18 protein-coding genes are annotated in these 17,600 nt (G+C 36.1%); 13 read left to right on the top strand and 5 right to left on the bottom strand.

Annotation, left to right across the window (positions count from 1 at the left end):
• Genes ACIQ2D_RS09645 through msrB form a run of 3 tightly spaced genes read left to right on the top strand, consistent with a single transcriptional unit; the run spans position 1 to position 1,548 of the window.
• Positions 1–579, top strand: a complete 579-nt coding sequence (locus tag ACIQ2D_RS09645; RefSeq protein ID WP_402862997.1) for a YpmS family protein — start codon at positions 1–3, stop codon at positions 577–579.
• 13 nt (positions 580–592) lie between these two features.
• A complete protein-coding gene (gene msrA, locus ACIQ2D_RS09640) occupies positions 593–1,123 on the top strand; it encodes a peptide-methionine (S)-S-oxide reductase MsrA (protein WP_402862994.1) in 531 nt (176 codons plus the stop codon).
• Complete coding sequence (msrB, locus tag ACIQ2D_RS09635; RefSeq protein WP_402862991.1) at positions 1,120–1,548, top strand: peptide-methionine (R)-S-oxide reductase MsrB; 429 nt, start codon at positions 1,120–1,122, stop codon at positions 1,546–1,548. The genes msrA and msrB overlap by 4 nt, the downstream gene beginning before the upstream one ends.
• 106 nt (positions 1,549–1,654) lie before the next feature.
• On the opposite strand, the gene ACIQ2D_RS09630 is transcribed toward msrB, so the two are convergent.
• Positions 1,655–3,376, bottom strand: a complete 1,722-nt coding sequence (locus tag ACIQ2D_RS09630; protein ID WP_402863315.1) for a methyl-accepting chemotaxis protein — start codon at positions 3,374–3,376, stop codon at positions 1,655–1,657.
• Between the two features lie 396 nt (positions 3,377–3,772).
• Here ACIQ2D_RS09630 and ACIQ2D_RS09625 point away from each other — a divergent pair, with 396 nt between their 5' ends.
• On the top strand, positions 3,773–4,000 hold the full coding sequence (locus tag ACIQ2D_RS09625) for a YozE family protein (protein WP_402862988.1): 228 nt from the start codon (positions 3,773–3,775) through the stop codon (positions 3,998–4,000).
• Between the two features lie 109 nt (positions 4,001–4,109).
• Entirely contained in the window at positions 4,110–4,817 is a 708-nt protein-coding gene (deoD, locus tag ACIQ2D_RS09620; protein WP_402862985.1) for a purine-nucleoside phosphorylase, read from the top strand.
• 420 nt (positions 4,818–5,237) lie between these two features.
• Here deoD and ACIQ2D_RS09615 read toward each other — a convergent pair whose 3' ends face one another.
• A complete protein-coding gene (locus ACIQ2D_RS09615; protein WP_402862982.1) occupies positions 5,238–5,477 on the bottom strand; it encodes a hypothetical protein in 240 nt (79 codons plus the stop codon).
• A gap of 493 nt (positions 5,478–5,970) precedes the next feature.
• Entirely contained in the window at positions 5,971–6,249 is a 279-nt protein-coding gene (locus ACIQ2D_RS09610) for a hypothetical protein (protein ID WP_402862979.1), read from the bottom strand.
• A 348-nt stretch (positions 6,250–6,597) separates the two neighbouring features.
• On the opposite strand from ACIQ2D_RS09610, the gene ACIQ2D_RS09605 reads away from it, so the two are divergent.
• Together ACIQ2D_RS09605 and ACIQ2D_RS09600 are read left to right on the top strand one after the other, a co-directional pair.
• A complete protein-coding gene (locus tag ACIQ2D_RS09605) occupies positions 6,598–7,473 on the top strand; it encodes an alpha/beta fold hydrolase (RefSeq protein ID WP_402862976.1) in 876 nt (291 codons plus the stop codon).
• A gap of 88 nt (positions 7,474–7,561) precedes the next feature.
• Positions 7,562–8,017, top strand: coding sequence for a GNAT family N-acetyltransferase (locus tag ACIQ2D_RS09600; RefSeq protein ID WP_402862973.1), 456 nt, complete (start codon positions 7,562–7,564; stop codon positions 8,015–8,017).
• 421 nt (positions 8,018–8,438) lie between these two features.
• Here the strand turns inward: ACIQ2D_RS09600 and ACIQ2D_RS09595 are convergent, their stop codons facing one another.
• Entirely contained in the window at positions 8,439–9,086 is a 648-nt protein-coding gene (locus ACIQ2D_RS09595) for a pentapeptide repeat-containing protein (RefSeq protein ID WP_402862970.1), read from the bottom strand.
• A 539-nt stretch (positions 9,087–9,625) separates the two neighbouring features.
• On the opposite strand from ACIQ2D_RS09595, the gene ACIQ2D_RS09590 reads away from it, so the two are divergent.
• From ACIQ2D_RS09590 to ACIQ2D_RS09565, 6 genes are all read left to right on the top strand, one after another.
• Positions 9,626–10,366, top strand: coding sequence for an N-acetylmuramoyl-L-alanine amidase (locus ACIQ2D_RS09590; protein ID WP_402862967.1), 741 nt, complete (start codon positions 9,626–9,628; stop codon positions 10,364–10,366).
• A 304-nt stretch (positions 10,367–10,670) separates the two neighbouring features.
• Complete coding sequence (locus ACIQ2D_RS09585; RefSeq protein ID WP_402862964.1) at positions 10,671–12,197, top strand: lmo1851 family serine protease; 1,527 nt, start codon at positions 10,671–10,673, stop codon at positions 12,195–12,197.
• 70 nt (positions 12,198–12,267) lie between these two features.
• Positions 12,268–13,170, top strand: coding sequence for a CobW family GTP-binding protein (locus ACIQ2D_RS09580; RefSeq protein ID WP_402862961.1), 903 nt, complete (start codon positions 12,268–12,270; stop codon positions 13,168–13,170).
• Positions 13,171–13,234: 64 nt separating this feature from the next.
• Positions 13,235–13,789 carry a hypothetical protein gene (locus ACIQ2D_RS09575; RefSeq protein WP_402862958.1) on the top strand — a complete coding sequence of 185 codons (555 nt, stop codon included), beginning with the start codon at positions 13,235–13,237 and terminating at the stop codon, positions 13,787–13,789.
• Positions 13,790–13,994: 205 nt separating this feature from the next.
• Positions 13,995–14,585 carry a CAP domain-containing protein gene (locus tag ACIQ2D_RS09570; RefSeq protein WP_402862955.1) on the top strand — a complete coding sequence of 197 codons (591 nt, stop codon included), beginning with the start codon at positions 13,995–13,997 and terminating at the stop codon, positions 14,583–14,585.
• Positions 14,586–15,104: 519 nt separating this feature from the next.
• Positions 15,105–16,031 (top strand): CAP domain-containing protein, encoded by a 927-nt coding sequence (locus ACIQ2D_RS09565; protein ID WP_402862952.1) that lies wholly within the window; start codon positions 15,105–15,107, stop codon positions 16,029–16,031.
• 67 nt (positions 16,032–16,098) lie between these two features.
• Here ACIQ2D_RS09565 and ACIQ2D_RS09560 read toward each other — a convergent pair whose 3' ends face one another.
• Positions 16,099–17,448 (bottom strand): MATE family efflux transporter, encoded by a 1,350-nt coding sequence (locus ACIQ2D_RS09560; RefSeq protein WP_402862949.1) that lies wholly within the window; start codon positions 17,446–17,448, stop codon positions 16,099–16,101.
• Positions 17,449–17,600 lie beyond the last annotated feature (152 nt).

The following is a 17,600-nucleotide window of genomic DNA, read 5'->3' as shown; positions in this document are numbered from 1 at the left end:
ATGAATAAATGGAAAATCGCATTTTTTGCGTTAGCAGGCACGATACTTTTTGCGATCATCCTCGTCGTATATTTAGCTACGAAACCAGTAGATGATGTAAATTTAACGAAGAGTTCTGAAAGTGATGCAACGGAAGGAAATGTACTTGTTGTCCAAACAACAACTAAGGAATTTGAATCCATTTCGAAAAAATTCTTAAAAGATGCAGCGAAGGGTTCGCCATTACCAATTGATTTTTCAGTTGGCGATGATATTCAACTAAAAAGTAAGTTAACGGTTTTTTATACGGAAATCCCAATTACAATGAATTTTGAGCCTATTGTCGATGAGAGTGGCAACATTACGTTGAAACAAACGGGGATGAATGTTGGTTTACTAAATATTCCACCGGAGACTACGATGAAAATAATGAAGGATACGGTGGAATTCCCTTCATGGATTACAGTGAATCCGAATAAGGCAGAAATATACGTTGACTTATCACGTATAAATATTGCCTCGGGTTCTCGTGTTCGTGCGAAAGAATTAGACTTAGCGAACGATAAAATTTTACTTGAAATCATTGTACCAGCTGAATAGGGAGTGAAGATAAATGGCAACAAAATACGCAACATTTGCGGGTGGCTGTTTTTGGTGTATGGTCAAGCCATTTGATGAAACACCAGGTATTGAAGCAGTCATTTCAGGCTATACTGGTGGGCATGTAGAAAATCCAACATATGAACAAGTATGCTCAGAAACAACAGGGCATCTAGAAGCGGTTCAAATTACGTTTGATGATGATATTTATTCGTACGAGCAGTTACTAGCAACGTTTTGGACATTGATTGACCCAACGGATGCCGGGGGGCAATTTTTTGATCGTGGAGAATCCTATACAACTGCGATTTTCTATCATGATGAAGAACAACGTGTACTGGCTGAGCAGTCGAAAGCTGATTTAGCGGCTTCTGGTAAGTTTGATAAGCCTATTGCAGTGAAAATTTTACCTGCGGACAAGTTTTATCCGGCAGAAACATATCATCAATACTACTACAAGAAAAATCCGACGCATTATAATCGCTATTCTGTTGGCTCGGGTCGTAAGGCGTTTCAAGAAAAGCACTGGGGGCACAGAAAATGAATAAAGAAGAGCGTTTAAAAGAATTAACTGAAATGCAGTATTATGTCACACAAAAAAATGGGACAGAACCACCATTTCAAAATGAGTTTGATCAGCAATTTGCCGATGGAATCTATGTAGACATCGTATCTGGGAAACCCCTTTTTAGCTCACTCGATAAATTCGATGCAGGCTGTGGCTGGCCAGCTTTTGCAAAACCTATTGCTAAAGAAGAAGTGATAGAACATTTTGATACGTCACATGGAATGCGCCGCGTGGAAGTGCGTAGTAAAGAGGCTGATTCGCATTTAGGACATGTCTTCCCAGACGGACCAAGAGAGCTTGGAGGCTTACGTTACTGCATTAACTCTGCAGCACTGCGTTTTATCGCAAAAGAAGATTTAGAAAAAGAGGGCTATGGAGAGTACTTAGCGCTTTTTAAATAATTATGGACTCCCAGAGTGTTTTGCTCCGGGAGTTTTTTTATGTGAAAATTGAATTAGGGTCAATGCAAAAAAGAATGCCCTCCAAAAGAGAGACATTCTTTCATTACTAAACTTTAAATTCACTTACGACACTGTGCAAACTATCAGCTTGATGAGCTAGTTCAGTTGCTGCAGCATTAATTTCTTGCATCGAAGCTGAGCCTTGTGTTGCAGCCGCGGCAGATGTTACCGTATTAGCTGCTGTTTGCTCTGCAAATGCATTAACCTTGACGAAATCACTCGCAACAGCATTGCTATATTCAAGGGTCATAGCAATTTGCTCAACCATTGCCGCGATAATTTTCGTTGTTTCGTTTGTTTGCGTTAAGATGTTGGACAATGATTGATTCGTTTCGTTTGTTACTTCAACTCCTCGTTGAACAGACGATACACCTTCATGGTTTTGTTCGATAATTGATGACACTTCATTTTGAATGGATGTAACTATAGTTGTGACTTCCTTTGCGGCTGTTTGTGACTGTTCGGCAAGCTTACGAACTTCATCAGCGACAACAGCGAAGCCGCGTCCATGTTCACCTGCACGGGCTGCTTCAATCGCAGCATTTAACGCAAGGAGATTTGTTTGTTCGGAAATAGCGGTAATCGTTCCAATAATGGATGTAATATCTGCTGATTTAAGACCAAGTGCCTCAACAGTAGAAGTTGTAGAAGCCATCGTAACTTCAATTGATTGTATAACTGCAGTAGACTGCTGAACTGAGCGACTACCTTTATCGGCAGCTTGTTGCATGGCTAGTGAAGCTTGCTGTACAGCATTGGCATTTTCGTTTAGGGTATGCATTGAGTGCTCTAAATCATTCATTTTTTGCTGCGCACTATTCATACTAAAAATTGTATTTTCACTATCACTTGCAATATCTGCTGTTGCATCCGCAATATTTTGAATTGTACGAGCATTATCTTCAGCAAGTGCCATTAATTCTTGACTACTTCCTGAAACGTTGTTTGCAAGCTCACCTACACGTTTTATCAAGTTGGAAATAGAAACTATTAATGTGTTCGTTGACGTAGCGATTGTTGAGAACTCATCATTGCTACGAATAGGTACTCGACGAGTTAAATCGCCACCTGCCTGAGCTATATCAAGGATTGAATCGTTAATGGCGCGCGTATTATTTTTTAATGATTTAAATAATATAAAGCCAAAGATGATTGTTGCAATAAGGCCAAACAATGTTAATACAAAAAATGATGTGATTGAAAGATTAATTTGAGTTTTAAGTGTACTTAATTTTGTTTTGTTGGACTCGTCCATTAGTGAGTTGATGGATTCAATGTTATTATCAATATGAGTTTTCATGGATTCCCCAGTACCATTAATCATGAGTTTGCGAGCTTGTTCGAGACCGAGTTCATCACGCATGACCATGATATTTTCTGAGTACGTTAGGTAGTTTGTATAATACTGATCTATTGCTTGTATATGACTAAACTCAAGATCTCGGTCTTCGAAATTGTCGTGTAACGATTTTATTTTCTTATTAATAGTGTCTATTTTCATATTATAAGATGTAGAGTAGCTTCCGTTTCCTGTAATTAAGTAAGCTTGTTCTAAGGTTGTTAACTTCGCAATTTCGTAAGCAAGTTGGTTAAGAGTTAGTTGCTCTTGGACATTTTTCTCAGTAAAATCCTTCATTTGCTGCTGAAGATTTATAATATTGACGTAAGATAATACACCCATTGCAGCATTAATTAAAATAAGAAGTGTAAAGATAATAAGTACTTTCCCTCGAATTAAATGATAAAAGCGTTGTTGCTTTTTTTTCATAGAAGGGGGATTGGGTTTAGTCGTTTCTTGATCATTGCGGGTCTTTTTTCTGAATTTTTTCGATCCAAAGATAGATGAGCTTTTCTTCTTTGCGATATCTTTGCTATTTAAGTTTTCCACCGCCATCACCTTCCTGTTATTTTTGAATTGTCGAATTATATTTTACCCTATTATGGTAGTATAATCCATTGAAAATTCACAAAATTTTCATTTTTTACTTAAAAAGCAGACTTTTTTAGTATGGTGAATGACAAACTACGTAGTAATAATAAGATAAGAAATTTACTGTTAGGTATTTCTTCATATGGAAAATCAACTTTTTTTTGTGACGAACACGCTTTTTTTTGATAAACTAACGAAAAGTATATTGGTAATGAAGGGTGGCACTTTTCTTTTATGAAAAAGAGCTTTTATTTATTTGTTTTAACATTTCGTGGAGGGGATTGGTCAGATCCAAAAGTACGTTTTGCCGAGGAAGTTTTCTACGAACATAATTTTCCTAAGCAATGCATGGATTTCAATGAGCTTTCATCCTATATTGAAATGTATGCTACGGAAAATTTAACGACAGAAACATTTGATAATCTTTGGGATTTATATGAAGAGTATGTAAAAAGGGCTTAAAAAGTAATTTTGTTCTTTTCTTTCTAGATGCTAGACGTCTATCATTGCTAAAAAGTTAGAAACAAAGTATCATTTACAATGATAAATTATAGAGATGAGGGATTGCGGTATGAGTATTCATATTAATGCAAAAAAAGGCGAAATCGCTGACACTATTTTACTTCCAGGAGATCCACTACGTGCGAAATATATCGCTGAAACTTTCTTAGAAGATGTTACTTGCTATAACGAAGTACGTAATATGTTTGGTTATACTGGTACGTATAAAGGGAAGCGAATTTCTGTACAAGGTACTGGTATGGGTGTACCATCAATTTCCATTTATGCAACTGAGCTTATGCAAGAATATGATGTACAAAAATTAATCCGTGTAGGAACTTGCGGGGCAATTCAAAAAGACGTAAAAGTACGTGACGTAATTTTAGCGCAATCAGCGTCATCTGATACACGTATTAATCAGGTTATCTGGGGCGGTAACATTGACTTCGCACCAACTGCAAACTTCGATCTATTACACAAAGCATATATGGCTGGACAAGCAGCAGATCTTAACTTAAAAGTAGGGAACATTTTCACAGCGGATATGTTCTATTCAGAAGAAAATCAAAACGAAAAATTAGCAAAATACGGCGTACTAGCTGTCGAAATGGAAGCAGCAGCACTTTATACGTTAGCAGCGAAATTTGGTCGTAAAGCGCTTGCAATTCTAACAGTAAGCGATCACATCGTTACTGGCGAAATAACTACGTCAGAAGAGCGCCAAACTACTTTTAATGACATGATAGCTGTTGCATTAGAAGCGGCAATTCAAGAGTAAGCGTAGCAAGGGTTTTAGTGTTGGGGATTTTTGAAAAGTGTCCAAAAGTGTTCGAACATAAAATTTAATACCTGAAAATACTCAATGAGTGACTAGATAAACTAGAGCTTGTTGGGTATTTTTTATTTACAGTGAGATTAACAAAGTACTCGCTTGTTCCTTTTGTTCTTTGGCAACATGAGAGTACGTATTGATAGATGATAGGTGATTTGACAGACAGCCCTACCACTTCGATTCCCACACCAAGAATTAAAAATATAGTGATTGTCTAAGTTTACAAGCTTTTATTTTTTTGTCCAACTTAGTGTAGCCTACTCACGATTGTGAGAGCATAACAAAAGGACTTGGGTATATGAGGTTTTAAACGCACAAGCCCTAGATTAAAGCGTGATGGTTATTGTTACGAATGTCAAAAATGACTCATAAAATTATTTTTTCTCCAAGATTATCTAAATCTCTTTTGCAGTTAAAAATAATAAGTATTCTATGAGACCTTTCTGTAACTCGACCAAAGTCCACAACTTGATGAACCTCAATTACATCATTCGCATATTGTTTTGCAGTGTTTCTTACTTCGCCAATCTTTTCACTAATACTGTCAATAGATTCCCAATGTACAATATTAAGCTCGGTGAAAATTTGATATGTTTCAATGTTCAAGTCATCATCTCCCTATATTATTAGTTATCGTTTTTGGATAGAGCATTAGAAAATTAATCTCTATTATTACGGGCTCTTTCCTTAAATAACTGAAAATTTCATCTATAGGGAATCATAACATAGCTGTGAGTTAGTTGGTAGATAAATGGTAAATGTGTATTGATAGAGATTGGCTGTTACAACAGGAGTTAAGGGCTAAACCACTAAGTTTACATGAGCAGCTTATCAAACTCTTAAAGGGGTTTAACGAGCCAGTGAAGTTTGATAGTGGAGCAGAGGAATCATTCGCTCAAGTTGTCTTATTGTTGCTTCAAAACCATGTGAGGAGCTAAGGAAGTATTATTGTGAAAGTGCGAGAGCATAACAAAAGGACTTGCAAATATGAAAATTAATCATAAAGACAAGTCCTTGGATTGATGGTTTTGTAAAAATTCGTTGTTGTTTCGAGAATTGAATTTTTTAAAATTGCACCCTTAATAATTCAAGAAAATAATTATTGATTAATATGTTTTATAACTTCCCAGGTTGCTGTTCCTTCAGCGTCGTCAAGTTTTTTCCATATTTGACCGTCTGTTTTGTCGTATAAATAAAGCCAACCATCATTCACGACTAATTCATATTTTTCATTAATAACATCCCCTGAATTAATTGAACTAGATATATATAAACCTGAACTATCAATAGCACCTGATATTTTATAAGAGCCAAATAAAAAACAGCCCCCAAATATAATGCTTGATAAAATAATTGCTATACTCTTATTTTTATCCATGTAATTCCCTCACTTCTTTAACAACTGAATAATTAATCATTTATTAAAGTGTATCATACTTACAAATATTGGCACGGAATGAATGTGTATGACTAACAAGAATAAATTGCTTAAATTGAATGACAGCTCATCAGCAGTCTTTCATAGAAGTTGTCTGTTATAGTGTTGGCATTTCAAATTTACCGAAGTTCTTTTGCTTCACTATAAAAAATCCTCTAAATTTCACCTGCCCAAACATAGACTTAATTGAATTAGATATCTTCTTTGCTAGTAACATATTATTATTAATCGGCTTTGTGGTTAATATTTCCTTTAAGTGGTGTAAGATTGTATTTAGGGGGTGAGCGCATGGAGAAAACGATTTATAAAAATGAAGAGGGTAGACTGAAAATATTAGGGCATTATGAAAATTACTTAAAGTCCTTTGAGTTTGAGATTGAACGTGTTCAGGTAAATACTTCTTTTGGGGAAACGCATTTGCTAGTAGTTGGTCCAGAAACAGGTAAACCATTGTTTATATTTCAAGGAGGTAATTGTATAAACCCCATGACATTATCATGGTTTAAACCTTTATTTGATCAATATAGAATTTATGCGCCAGATACTATTGGTCACCCAGGACATAGTGTTCAAAATAGAATTTCTGGTAAGGATGATAGTTTTGCTCGATGGACAACGGAGCTAATGGATTATTTTAAGATCGAGAGATGTGCTTTTTTGGGTCCGTCCTTTGGCGCTGGAATAATTTTAAGATTGGCTGCTTTTATTCCGAATAGGATAGAGTGTGCTATTTTAGTTTCGCCAGCAGGATTAAAGCTAGGATCTAAAGTAGAGATGGTTAAAGATATCTTAATTCCAATGCTCATGTATAGAAATACTTCTTCAGAAAAATACCTTGAAAAAATCACGAATAATATGTCGGCTAATAGTATGGAGGAAATAGATAAGTTAATTATTGGGGATATTTTTCGTTATGTAAAACTTGAGCAAGAAATGCCTAAATTAACAACTAAAAAAGAATTGCAACACTATCATTCTCCCACGCTAGTTATTGCTGGTGAACAAGATATATTCTTTCCTGAAAAGGAGGTTAAAAAGAAAGCTGAAGAGGTAATTCCAAATTTAACAGTTTTTCAATCTTTCAATATGGGACATTTTCCTTCTGAGGATCATTTAACAAGAATAAACAATGTAATCAGAAAATTTTTAGGTGATTATTACTAAACAAGCTTTTTTGTTAAGAGTCAATTTTAAGTTTAGAAAGTACATCACATTTAAATGAAATATGAATATAGCATTGGAGGTTGAGAGGATGAATGTTGAATTAGTAAAAATGGAACTAAGGGATGTCCATTTACTTCAAGCAATGCAAAAGAAGGCATTTCAGCCACTGTTGGATAAATACAAAGATTATGAAACAAACCCAGTCAATGAATCGCTTGAACGTTTGACTGAAAAAATACTGTCTAGCTCTTTCTTCAAAATTACAGCGGATAATGAAGTTGTTGGTGCAATACGAATTGTTCAACGTAACAATAGTAATTGGATTAGACCTATCTTTATTCTACCAGAATACCAAGGGAAGGGAATTGCACAAAAAGCTATGATATTAGTAGAGGACCTATTCTCAGAGTACAAAACATGGCAACTCCAAACGATATTACAAGAAAAAGGGAACTGCTATTTATACGAAAAAATGGGTTATAGAAGGACTGATTTTGAGCGTCCTATTAACAGTAAAATGACTATAATTGGTTATAAAAAATAGAGTTGGTGTTTTGGACCAACTCTATTTAATATCGATTATTTAAATTTATTAAAACATGATCATCAGCACTTTTCCTTGAACATTTACTTTTGGGATATGTTGTTGTAAGAAAGAGATGATGTGAGGATCCTCACTATATACTTGAAAATCACACTGGATATATTGAGTATTTATTTCTTTGAGATAGTCGAGAAGTAATGAATAGTTTTTTCCATTTGTCTCAACGTTAACGAAGAAGGGGAGTGTAATTTCCTTGGGGCAGTGAATGCCTCTTGTAAAATATATTTGATGTAATGGAAAATAGCGAATGGGTAACTGCCTATTGCAAGCTATAATACATCTCATTAGATCATCACCTTAGTTCTGTTTTCGATTATAACTAGTATAACCTGCTTCAATTTGTTTATTTAATGATTAGCACTTATTGCTTCACTTGCAAACCTAGTAACTTTGAGAAACCAATTGCTTGGTCAGCTGAAACTACACATCCGTCCAAACTTTCTGGTGTCACATTGAGTACTTCATATGTACTAGTACTAAGATCTATCCCTTTAAGAGATGTATGATAAAAGTCAGCTTTGTTAAGATCACAGTTGTCAAACTTTATCTTGTTAAATTCACAATCATAGTAATTGGCGCTTTGTAATGTTGTTTGATTGAAAATTACTTGTTTAAAACGAGCTTCTACAAAATTACTGAAATTCGACATGCAATTTTCAAATGAAACATTACCAAGAGTGGCTGCCGAAAAATCTACACCCATTAATTTGCAACCTTTAAAAGTAACTCTGTGTATGATGCCCTCTTTAAAGCAAGCATTTGACAGATCACAGTTTTCAAAAACAATATCTACCATGTCGATTTTCTCAAAACGACTATTTATGAACGTTGCATTTTTAAAAATGATTGTTGATAGCACGGCTTTATCAATCTCTACATTATCAATTTCTGCATTGGAAATTGTACAGTTTGATAAATATGGTTCGTCTTCTTGATAAATATCTTGGAAATCTCTATTTGGTAAATTAGCTTGGGTTTTTGGAAGTTCAATTTTGAAATTTTTGGTCATAATATCACCTATCGCCTTCTATATTTATTAAAAGTAATAAAAACCATTGTATGTTAGATAAGACTTTTTAACAATTCAAAGCCTATGAGTATTGTTTTGCTAAGCAAAAATGTAGTGATAGGTACTATTAACGATTCAATTTATGTGATTAAGATATGGAATGAACGTTGTTCTAAGATGATTGTCACTCTTTAGGTGAGTAGTCAACCTTACAATAGGACATTAGAGTAGATACATAAAAATCACATAGATGGTCGCCTTCCTAATCTGTATTTAGCTGCTTATAAAAGTACAGTACAAGGGTATTAAGGTGCATAAAATAGAATTATCGACAATTTTTATATGTATTATAAAGATTGTTGTTAAGATTACGGCTGTGACGAAGGGGGTATAGAAAAAGTTAATAGTGGTATTCGTTACATGCCGATTACAATACTTGTAATCGGTTTTATTTATGAGAATAATTGTACTTCATCGTTATTATAACAGTGATCTAACCAGCCGAATCTAAAAAAACTAATATGAAAGGAGGAGGGGAATTGGTATTAATACGTAAAAAATTAGTAACAGTTGCACAAGCTACAAAAGTGACGAATGGGAAAAATAATGCAAAAAAATTTATAGTTGTCCATGAAACCGATAATACAAATGCAGGGGCCGATGCAGACGCACATGCCCGATTACAAATTAACGGTAATAGTAGGGATGCAAGTTGGCATTGGCAAGTAGATGAAAATGAAGCGGTACAATCTTTCGAACATTTTTGGGCTTGTTGGGCTGCTGGAACTTTTACAGGTAATAACCAAGGCATTCATGTTGAGATTTGTGTGAACAGAGATGGAGATTTTAACAAAGCGTTACAAAATGCCGCAAGCCTCGTTGCTAAAATCATGAAAGAAGAAAACATCCCAATAAGCAAAGTTGTCCAGCATAACTATTTTAGTGGGAAAAATTGTCCGCGCAATATCCGCGCTGGAAAAGTATCTTGGTCGACATTCTTACAAATGGTTTCAAATGCAAATTCTGTACAGCCTGAGAAACCGATAACAGATTCTAAGAAGTATCGCATTCAAACAGGCACATACAGCGATCGGAAGGTGGCAGAAAGTGTGGTAGACGTCTTAAAGACTCGTTTTGGCTGGATTGCTTACGTCGAGCAGGATAGGAACAATTTTCGCGTAAAAACAGGTACATTTGCGGGTATAGCAGCAGCGCAAAATGCCGTAAATAAAATAAAAACCGCAAGATTAGCGCAAGTGACGTATATTCTTGAAGCATAAGGAATAAAAAATTAACGATTCTGTCGAACATTGTTTGAAAAAGTTTGACTGTTGCAATTAAATGCGTACAATAGAGTGGTAGGAAGCGTGCAAGCTAGACTTAAAAAGGTATTTATATAGTAGAAGTGGCAGGACAATTATTACTTAAGTAATAGTGATTCTAGACTAGTATTTCATAGTTAGTTGAAAGAAAAAGACTGTCGTGAAATTTTGACAGTCTTTTTCTTTTCGTCTTCTCTATAACCTGTTAAGATGGTAGTAGTGTGACAACAAGTTAGTGTATATGAGAGTGGTGACAATCAAGATGGATGAACAGAAAAAAGATAGCTTAGAACAACAGGAGCATACGCCGCAGGAAGAAGTAAAACCAGCGGGGAAATTTATTCAGATCAAACCGTTTAAATTTATTATGCTTATGTTTCTAACGATCTTAATTACCGCGGGCTTAACGATTTTTGCGTTAACTTTCGGTGAGAAGAAAGTAGTAGAAGTAAAAGTACCAATTGAACGTGCAGAATTTGCGACACTATATGAAGCATTTGATGAGCTTAAAAGCAAATACTACAAAGATATTGATGATGAAAAAGTGATTGAGGGTGCCATCAACGGTATGTTCGATGCATTAGATGATCCATATTCTGATTTTATGGTGAAAAATGAAGCAGATGATTTTAATACTGGCTTATCGTCTAGTTTCCAAGGAATCGGTGCAGAAATTCAGGAACGTAACGGCTTTATTACAGTCGTGTCACCAATAAAAAATTCACCTGCAGAAAAGGCAGGGTTATTACCAAAAGATATTATTTTAACAGTTGATGGTAAGAGCATTCAAGGATTTAGTGCATCTGAAGCAGTTGCATTAATTCGTGGAGAAAAAGGTACACCTGTTAAGTTAACTGTAAAACGTGGAGAAACAGCTGAGCCAATTGCAATGACTATTGTAAGAGATGAAATTCCTGTTGAAACGGTTTACGGTGAAATGCTTGAAGGGGACATTGCGCACATTCAAATCACATCCTTTAATGAAAGTACGGCAAAAGAGTTAACAACTATTTTAGCTGAGTATAAAGGAAAAGGGATGAAGGGTATTGTCTTAGACCTTCGCCAAAATCCTGGCGGTTATCTGGATCAAGCTGTTGAAATTGCGAATTTATTTGTAGCTGAAGGAAAAACAATTGTACAAGAAGTAAAAGGGAAAAACGAAGAATCAGTTGTGATTAATGCAGCTGGCGGTGAAAAATACAATTTACCTATGACTGTGCTTATTGATGGCGGAAGTGCATCGGCTTCTGAAATATTAGCAGCTGCGTTAAGTGAATCTTCTGGTGTTAAAATTATCGGTGAAACTTCATTCGGTAAAGGGACAGTTCAACAGATAACTCCACCATTGAAGGATGGATCTACCTTAAAATTCACAACGGGTAAATGGTTAACGCCAAATGGCAACTGGATAAATGAAAAGGGAATTAAACCAGATGTTGAAGTTGCATACCCAACATATGCCTCTCTTCCTTACCTAGATGCTTCTATCGAAATGAAAGAAGCATCAGTATCCGAAGCAGTGAAAGCTGCGGAGGAAATGCTAGAAGTTCTAGGCTATGAACCAGGTAAAGTGGATGGCAATTTTGATAAATATACTGTGCGTGCAGTGAAGAAGCTACAAGCGGCAAATGACTTAGAAGAGACTGGCGTGTTAACAGGCGACACAACGTATGCTTTAATGGATGCATTACGTGCAAAAATAAAAGCTGACGATCCTCAAGTTGTTAAAGCTAAAGAACTTTTAACAAGTACTAATAAAGAAGAAAAAACTGAGGAAACAACAAATTAACACTGTAGCTGTCGCAGCAGTCGTCTTGTACGGCACGCTCGCGGCAGCTTTTTGTGTAGGAGGATCTTAGATGAAAGACGTATATTTATTTAGTGGTTTTTTAGGTAGTGGGAAAACATCAATGTTAACGGATGTGATTCGTCAATTGAAGGAAAAGGGCTTAAAACCAGCTGTCATTATGAATGAGCTCGGTAAACTTCCTTTTGACTCACAAGCAGTTGAAAAAGATGTTCCATTAAAAGAAATGTTAGAAGGTTGTATTTGCTGCACAGGTGCTGAGAAAACAGAAGCACAAATCCAATCTCTCCTATTAGATAGTGAATTTGATGTACTTATCATTGAGACAACCGGTGCAGCACATCCAGTAGAGGCATTAGATGCTGTATACTCTCCATTATTCGCTGAAAAATTAACGATTAAAGGGATCGTGACGGTAGCAGATAGTAAGCTATGGTTAAACCGAGATACGTTAACGCCGCAAGTACGTTCTTTATTTATGGAGCAAATACGTCACGCACATTTACTTTTAGCTAATAAAATGGATTTACTTTCTGAAGAAGAGCAGGGGAAAGTAGTATATGAGCTACAAGGCTTTAATCCGGGAGCATTTATTTTGCAAACGACAAATGGCCGAGTGCCTCTTCATTTGCTAGAGAGCTTAGAAGCGACTGCACCAGTGGATAAAGCGGATGTTGTGAAAGCACCGATTGCTTCGATGCAATTAGGATCACGCTTAGTGGAATTTGAAAATTGCACGTTTACACAAGAGCAATTTGAAGATTGGGTACGTCAATTACCGGATTCAGTGTATCGAATGAAGGGCTTTGTACCAATTGAAGGTGTGAAAAATCCGATACTGTTCCAATATGCATATGGGATGGTTCAGTGGATGCCAGAGTTTGTGAAAATGCCAGCTAAATTAGTCATCATCGGTGAAAATGTTGGCAGCGTGCAGGTAATTGGAATGGAATAAAATGCGTAGCTAGAAATCGACAGTTGATTTCTAGCTCTTTAATTTGAAAGGCAGGTTTCAAGGATTGAAGAAGGTTTTAACTATAGTGCTAGGGGCACTTATTGTAATAGGTGGATGGTTATTGTATCAATTTTATTCTGATTCAGAAGCCATTAAAAAGAGTGTAATGGCTAGTGATGGTTATCGGTCTACTATCGGTGAGGAATATAGAGCAGTAAAATTTTTTGTAAAGCCTGATTGGTACGACTTAGACACTCAAAAACTACAAAACGTGAATAAGGTCGTTGCGCAAGTAGGTAATTCAAAAATTGTACTTAAAGAAGTATCTGTACGCGATGAAGTAAAAGATGTCTATTTCACATTTGTAGTAGAAAATAAGCTGTCGAGAAACAGTGGCTATTTTTTAACGCAAAATTTAACTAATTCTACAGATGAATTAGCGATGCCAACCATTGAGTTACTGACTGTGGATGATCAAGAAATAGCGCTTGGCCAATTTGGACAAGGTCCAGATGAGTATTTTAGCTTTGGCATCAATCTTGAAGATGTAGATGAAATTAAGAATGGATTTTCTGTTGTAGCGAGTATTTATTATGGTGTTCAATATGATAAAAACTAGTAGTGATATTTACGAGTTTTAGAGAAGTGTCAACCCTATTTCAAACGTAAGTATTTCATAGACTGGTTAATGATACAAAAAAACAAGAATGTTAAACGCCTATATCAACTGAAACTCAAACCTAAATGGTGATGGAGGAAGATGTTGGTAGGATTCTTCGACAAATCTTCCTTTACGATAGGTTGCAGAGAGGAGGAATTGCAAAATGAAAAAAACACTCATTGCAATTTGTGTAACATTTCTATTAGCAGCTCCAATTCAATTGGCTTCTGCTGCAACTACATCAGAGGGGTCAACAGTCAAACAGACGTCAAAATATACGAATGATCAATATAAATGGACGGGGAAAAAATGGCCTTCGAAAAAGCCGTCTACAAACAATTCTCAAAATAACAATTCATCGACTAATGTGTCTGATGTAAATGCTTTTGAACAAGAGGTAGTAAAATTAACGAATGCAGAACGTACAAAGGCTGGTTTAGCACCATTACAAACGGATACAAAATTAATGGCAGCCGCTCGTGAGAAGTCACAAGATATGCAATCAAAAAATTACTTCTCACATACAAGCCCAACATTCGGTTCACCATTTGATCGATTGAAAGCACTTGGTATTTCATATAAAGCAGCAGGTGAAAATATTGCAAAAGGTCAACGTACACCACAAGAAGTAGTAAAAGCTTGGATGAATTCACCAGGCCACCGTGCGAATATTTTAAACGCAAACTTTACACATATCGGTGTTGGTTATGTTAAAACAGGCAACCACTGGACACAACAATTTATTAAAAAATAAGAAATGTAAGAGAATGTCTCTAGAATATTGGAGACATTCTCTTTTTTTACGTAGCAGGTGTATTGATTAGGAGGAGATTAGGCTGTAACTTCCTTGTAAATTGGGTGTTGTATTAACGCTTGTTACATACATTTTAGTTGATTGTAGCGGAGGTGCTTGCCCGCGGAAAACGAGCATCCCGTAGCGGAAATCAACCTCCCACTATAATAGTCGTAGTCAAAATGGGTTAACCAACATACCTTTTTATGTAGATTCTATATTAAACGTATGCATTGATTAGAATGATATTGGGTTGTTATTAGTATATTCAATTTTTAATTGTGAAACGCTCATTTTCACGTACTGTCAACCCCTTATAAAACGTAAAAGTTTGTTAGATTGGTATAAAAATCAAAAATATTTTACTGAGAATTGCAGTTTAATGGGAAACCCATGCCTGTTGGTAAAGGTAACAAATTGTGGTGAGCTTTTAATAAGATTTCTCAGTTACGATAGATTGCAGAGAGGAGGAATTGCAAAATGAAAAAACTACTCATTGCAATTTGTGGAACATTTTTATTAGCAGCTCCAATTCAAATGGCTACTGATACTACTTCAAATACTTCAGAAGAGATATCGGTCAAACCTATTTCTTTCGAACAGGCTTCAAAATTTTTAACATATAATAATAGATTGATGACTAATATATGGACTGCGAACAATAGTGATTTAGAGTCATTAATTAAACAGGATCAAAGTAAAGTTGAGGGTAAGGCGGCGTCATCAAAACCAACAATTCCTACGCAAACAGAGGATAAGGTGACACCAACACAAAAACAGGATAAGGTGACACCAACACAAAAACAGGATAAGGTGACGTCAACAAAGCCAACGACACCTACACAAACAGAGAATAAGGTGACGTCAACAAAACCAACGACGCCTACACAAACAGAGGATAAGGTGACGTCAACAAAACCAACACCACCTATACAAACTGAAGACAAGGTACCACCAACTCGACCAACACCACCATCACAATCACCGGATAAGGAGCCACCATCAAAGCCAACGACAACACCTTCTAATGTCAGTGCATTTGAACAGAAGGTGGTTGAATTAACAAATGCAGAACGTACGAAGGCTGGTTTAGCTCCGTTTCAAACAGATGCAAGACTAATGGCAGCCGCTCGTGAGAAATCACAAGACATGCAAACAAATAACTATTTCTCACATACGAGTCCTACATTTGGTTCCCCATTTGACCGTTTGAATGCATTAGGTATTTCATATAAAGCAGCAGGTGAAAATATTGCTCAAGGTCAACGTACACCACAAGAGGTAGTACAAGGTTGGATGAATTCACCAGGGCATCGCGCAAATATTTTAAATGCTAACTTCACACATATTGGTGTTGGCTATGTGAAAACCGGTAATTACTGGACGCAACAATTTATTCAAAAGTAAGAACCAAAATACACCCTGTCGCTACTGGCAGGGTGTTTTTGGATGTTTTGAAGTGACTCTCTCTTTTTTATGCTATTTTGTATTTTCTTTGGACAAGTAATAATCTTATTGATAGTGTAATGGCGCCTGCAGACAGCCCTGTAACAAGACCAATCCAGTAGCCGAACGGGCCAAAGTCGGTATAGGTTGCGAGCATATAGCCCACTGGTAATCCGATTACCCAATAAGAAATAATCGCCATAATAAATGTTATCGTGACATCCTTGTATCCACGTAGAGCACCTTGAACAGGCGCCTGGATAGCATCAGACAATTGGAAAATCGCTGCAAACACTAAAAATTGCACAGCATATTCGAGTACATATACATCAGTCGAATATAAACGAGCTATTGGTTCTCTATACAAGAATAAAATCAGCGCTGAAATAAAACTGAACATCACAGCAGTACCTACACACAAGTAACTGTACACTTTTGCACCGTGCAAACGACCCGCACCAATTTCGAAACCAACCAATATCGTAACCCCCATTGAAATGCTTAACGGCACCATATACAACAGTGAGGTAAAGTTTAGTGCAATTTGATGTGCCGCAATAATTTCTGTACTAAAGCTACTCATCATCATGGTAACTGCTGAAAAAATACTTGTTTCAGCGAAGAGAGAAAGTCCGATAGGTACACCAATGAGTAAAATTTCCTTCCAACGTAGCCATTCAAGTTTTGGCCATTCGTTGAATATACGGAAGCTTTCAAATGGCACTCGTTTCGCAACAATCCATACCGTAATAAAGAAAATTAACCAATAAGTAATAGCTGTTGCAACACCAGCACCTATTCCTCCAAGCTCAGGTGCACCAAATTTTCCGAAGATAAAAATATAATTCAAAAAGATATTAATAGGTGTTGTGAGCAGTGTAATGATCATCGTCACACGTGTTTTTCCGAGTGCATCAATGAAGCATCGTAGGACAAAGAATAAAAATAAAGGTACTAGGCCAGCACACATTGCATAAATATAGGTTTTGGCAATCTTATGTACGGAGGCTTCTAACTGCATATTGCCAAGCATCCAATCAATACCTGTTAATAGTAGAATGAAAATAATGGCGGAGAGCAATAAGGATACATATAATCCCTGTTGCACAGCTTTTTTTGCATCCATCTCCTTTTTTGCACCGACAAGTTGAGAAACTATCGGTGTAATTGCTAGTAAAATTCCCGACAGCCCTGTATAGATTGGCATCCAAATTGATGAACCTATCGAAACCCCAGCCAAATCAGTCGTACCGTAACGACTTGACATTAAGATATCAAAAAAAGATATCAAATAAATAGCAACTTGTGTAACTAAAATTGGCACGATCATTTTTAACAGTAATACATATTTCTCTTTTAACGTGGTTGTTTCATACATGATGACTTCTTCCTTTTTTGCATAATAAGACAATAGTATATCATAATTGATTTGCTTAACGGAAAAAATTGTCGAGTGCTTCATCTATATCTTTTTAGTAGCATATAGTAAAATAAATGACTGTATAGAAAAGTAGTTGTCTTAAACCGATT

This window comes from Lysinibacillus sp. NPDC097287, assembly GCF_044761695.1.
GTDB lineage: Bacteria > Bacillota > Bacilli > Bacillales_A > Planococcaceae > Lysinibacillus.
The sequence above is the reverse complement of the archived record's forward strand: the minus strand, read 5'-3'. Positions and strand labels throughout refer to the sequence as shown.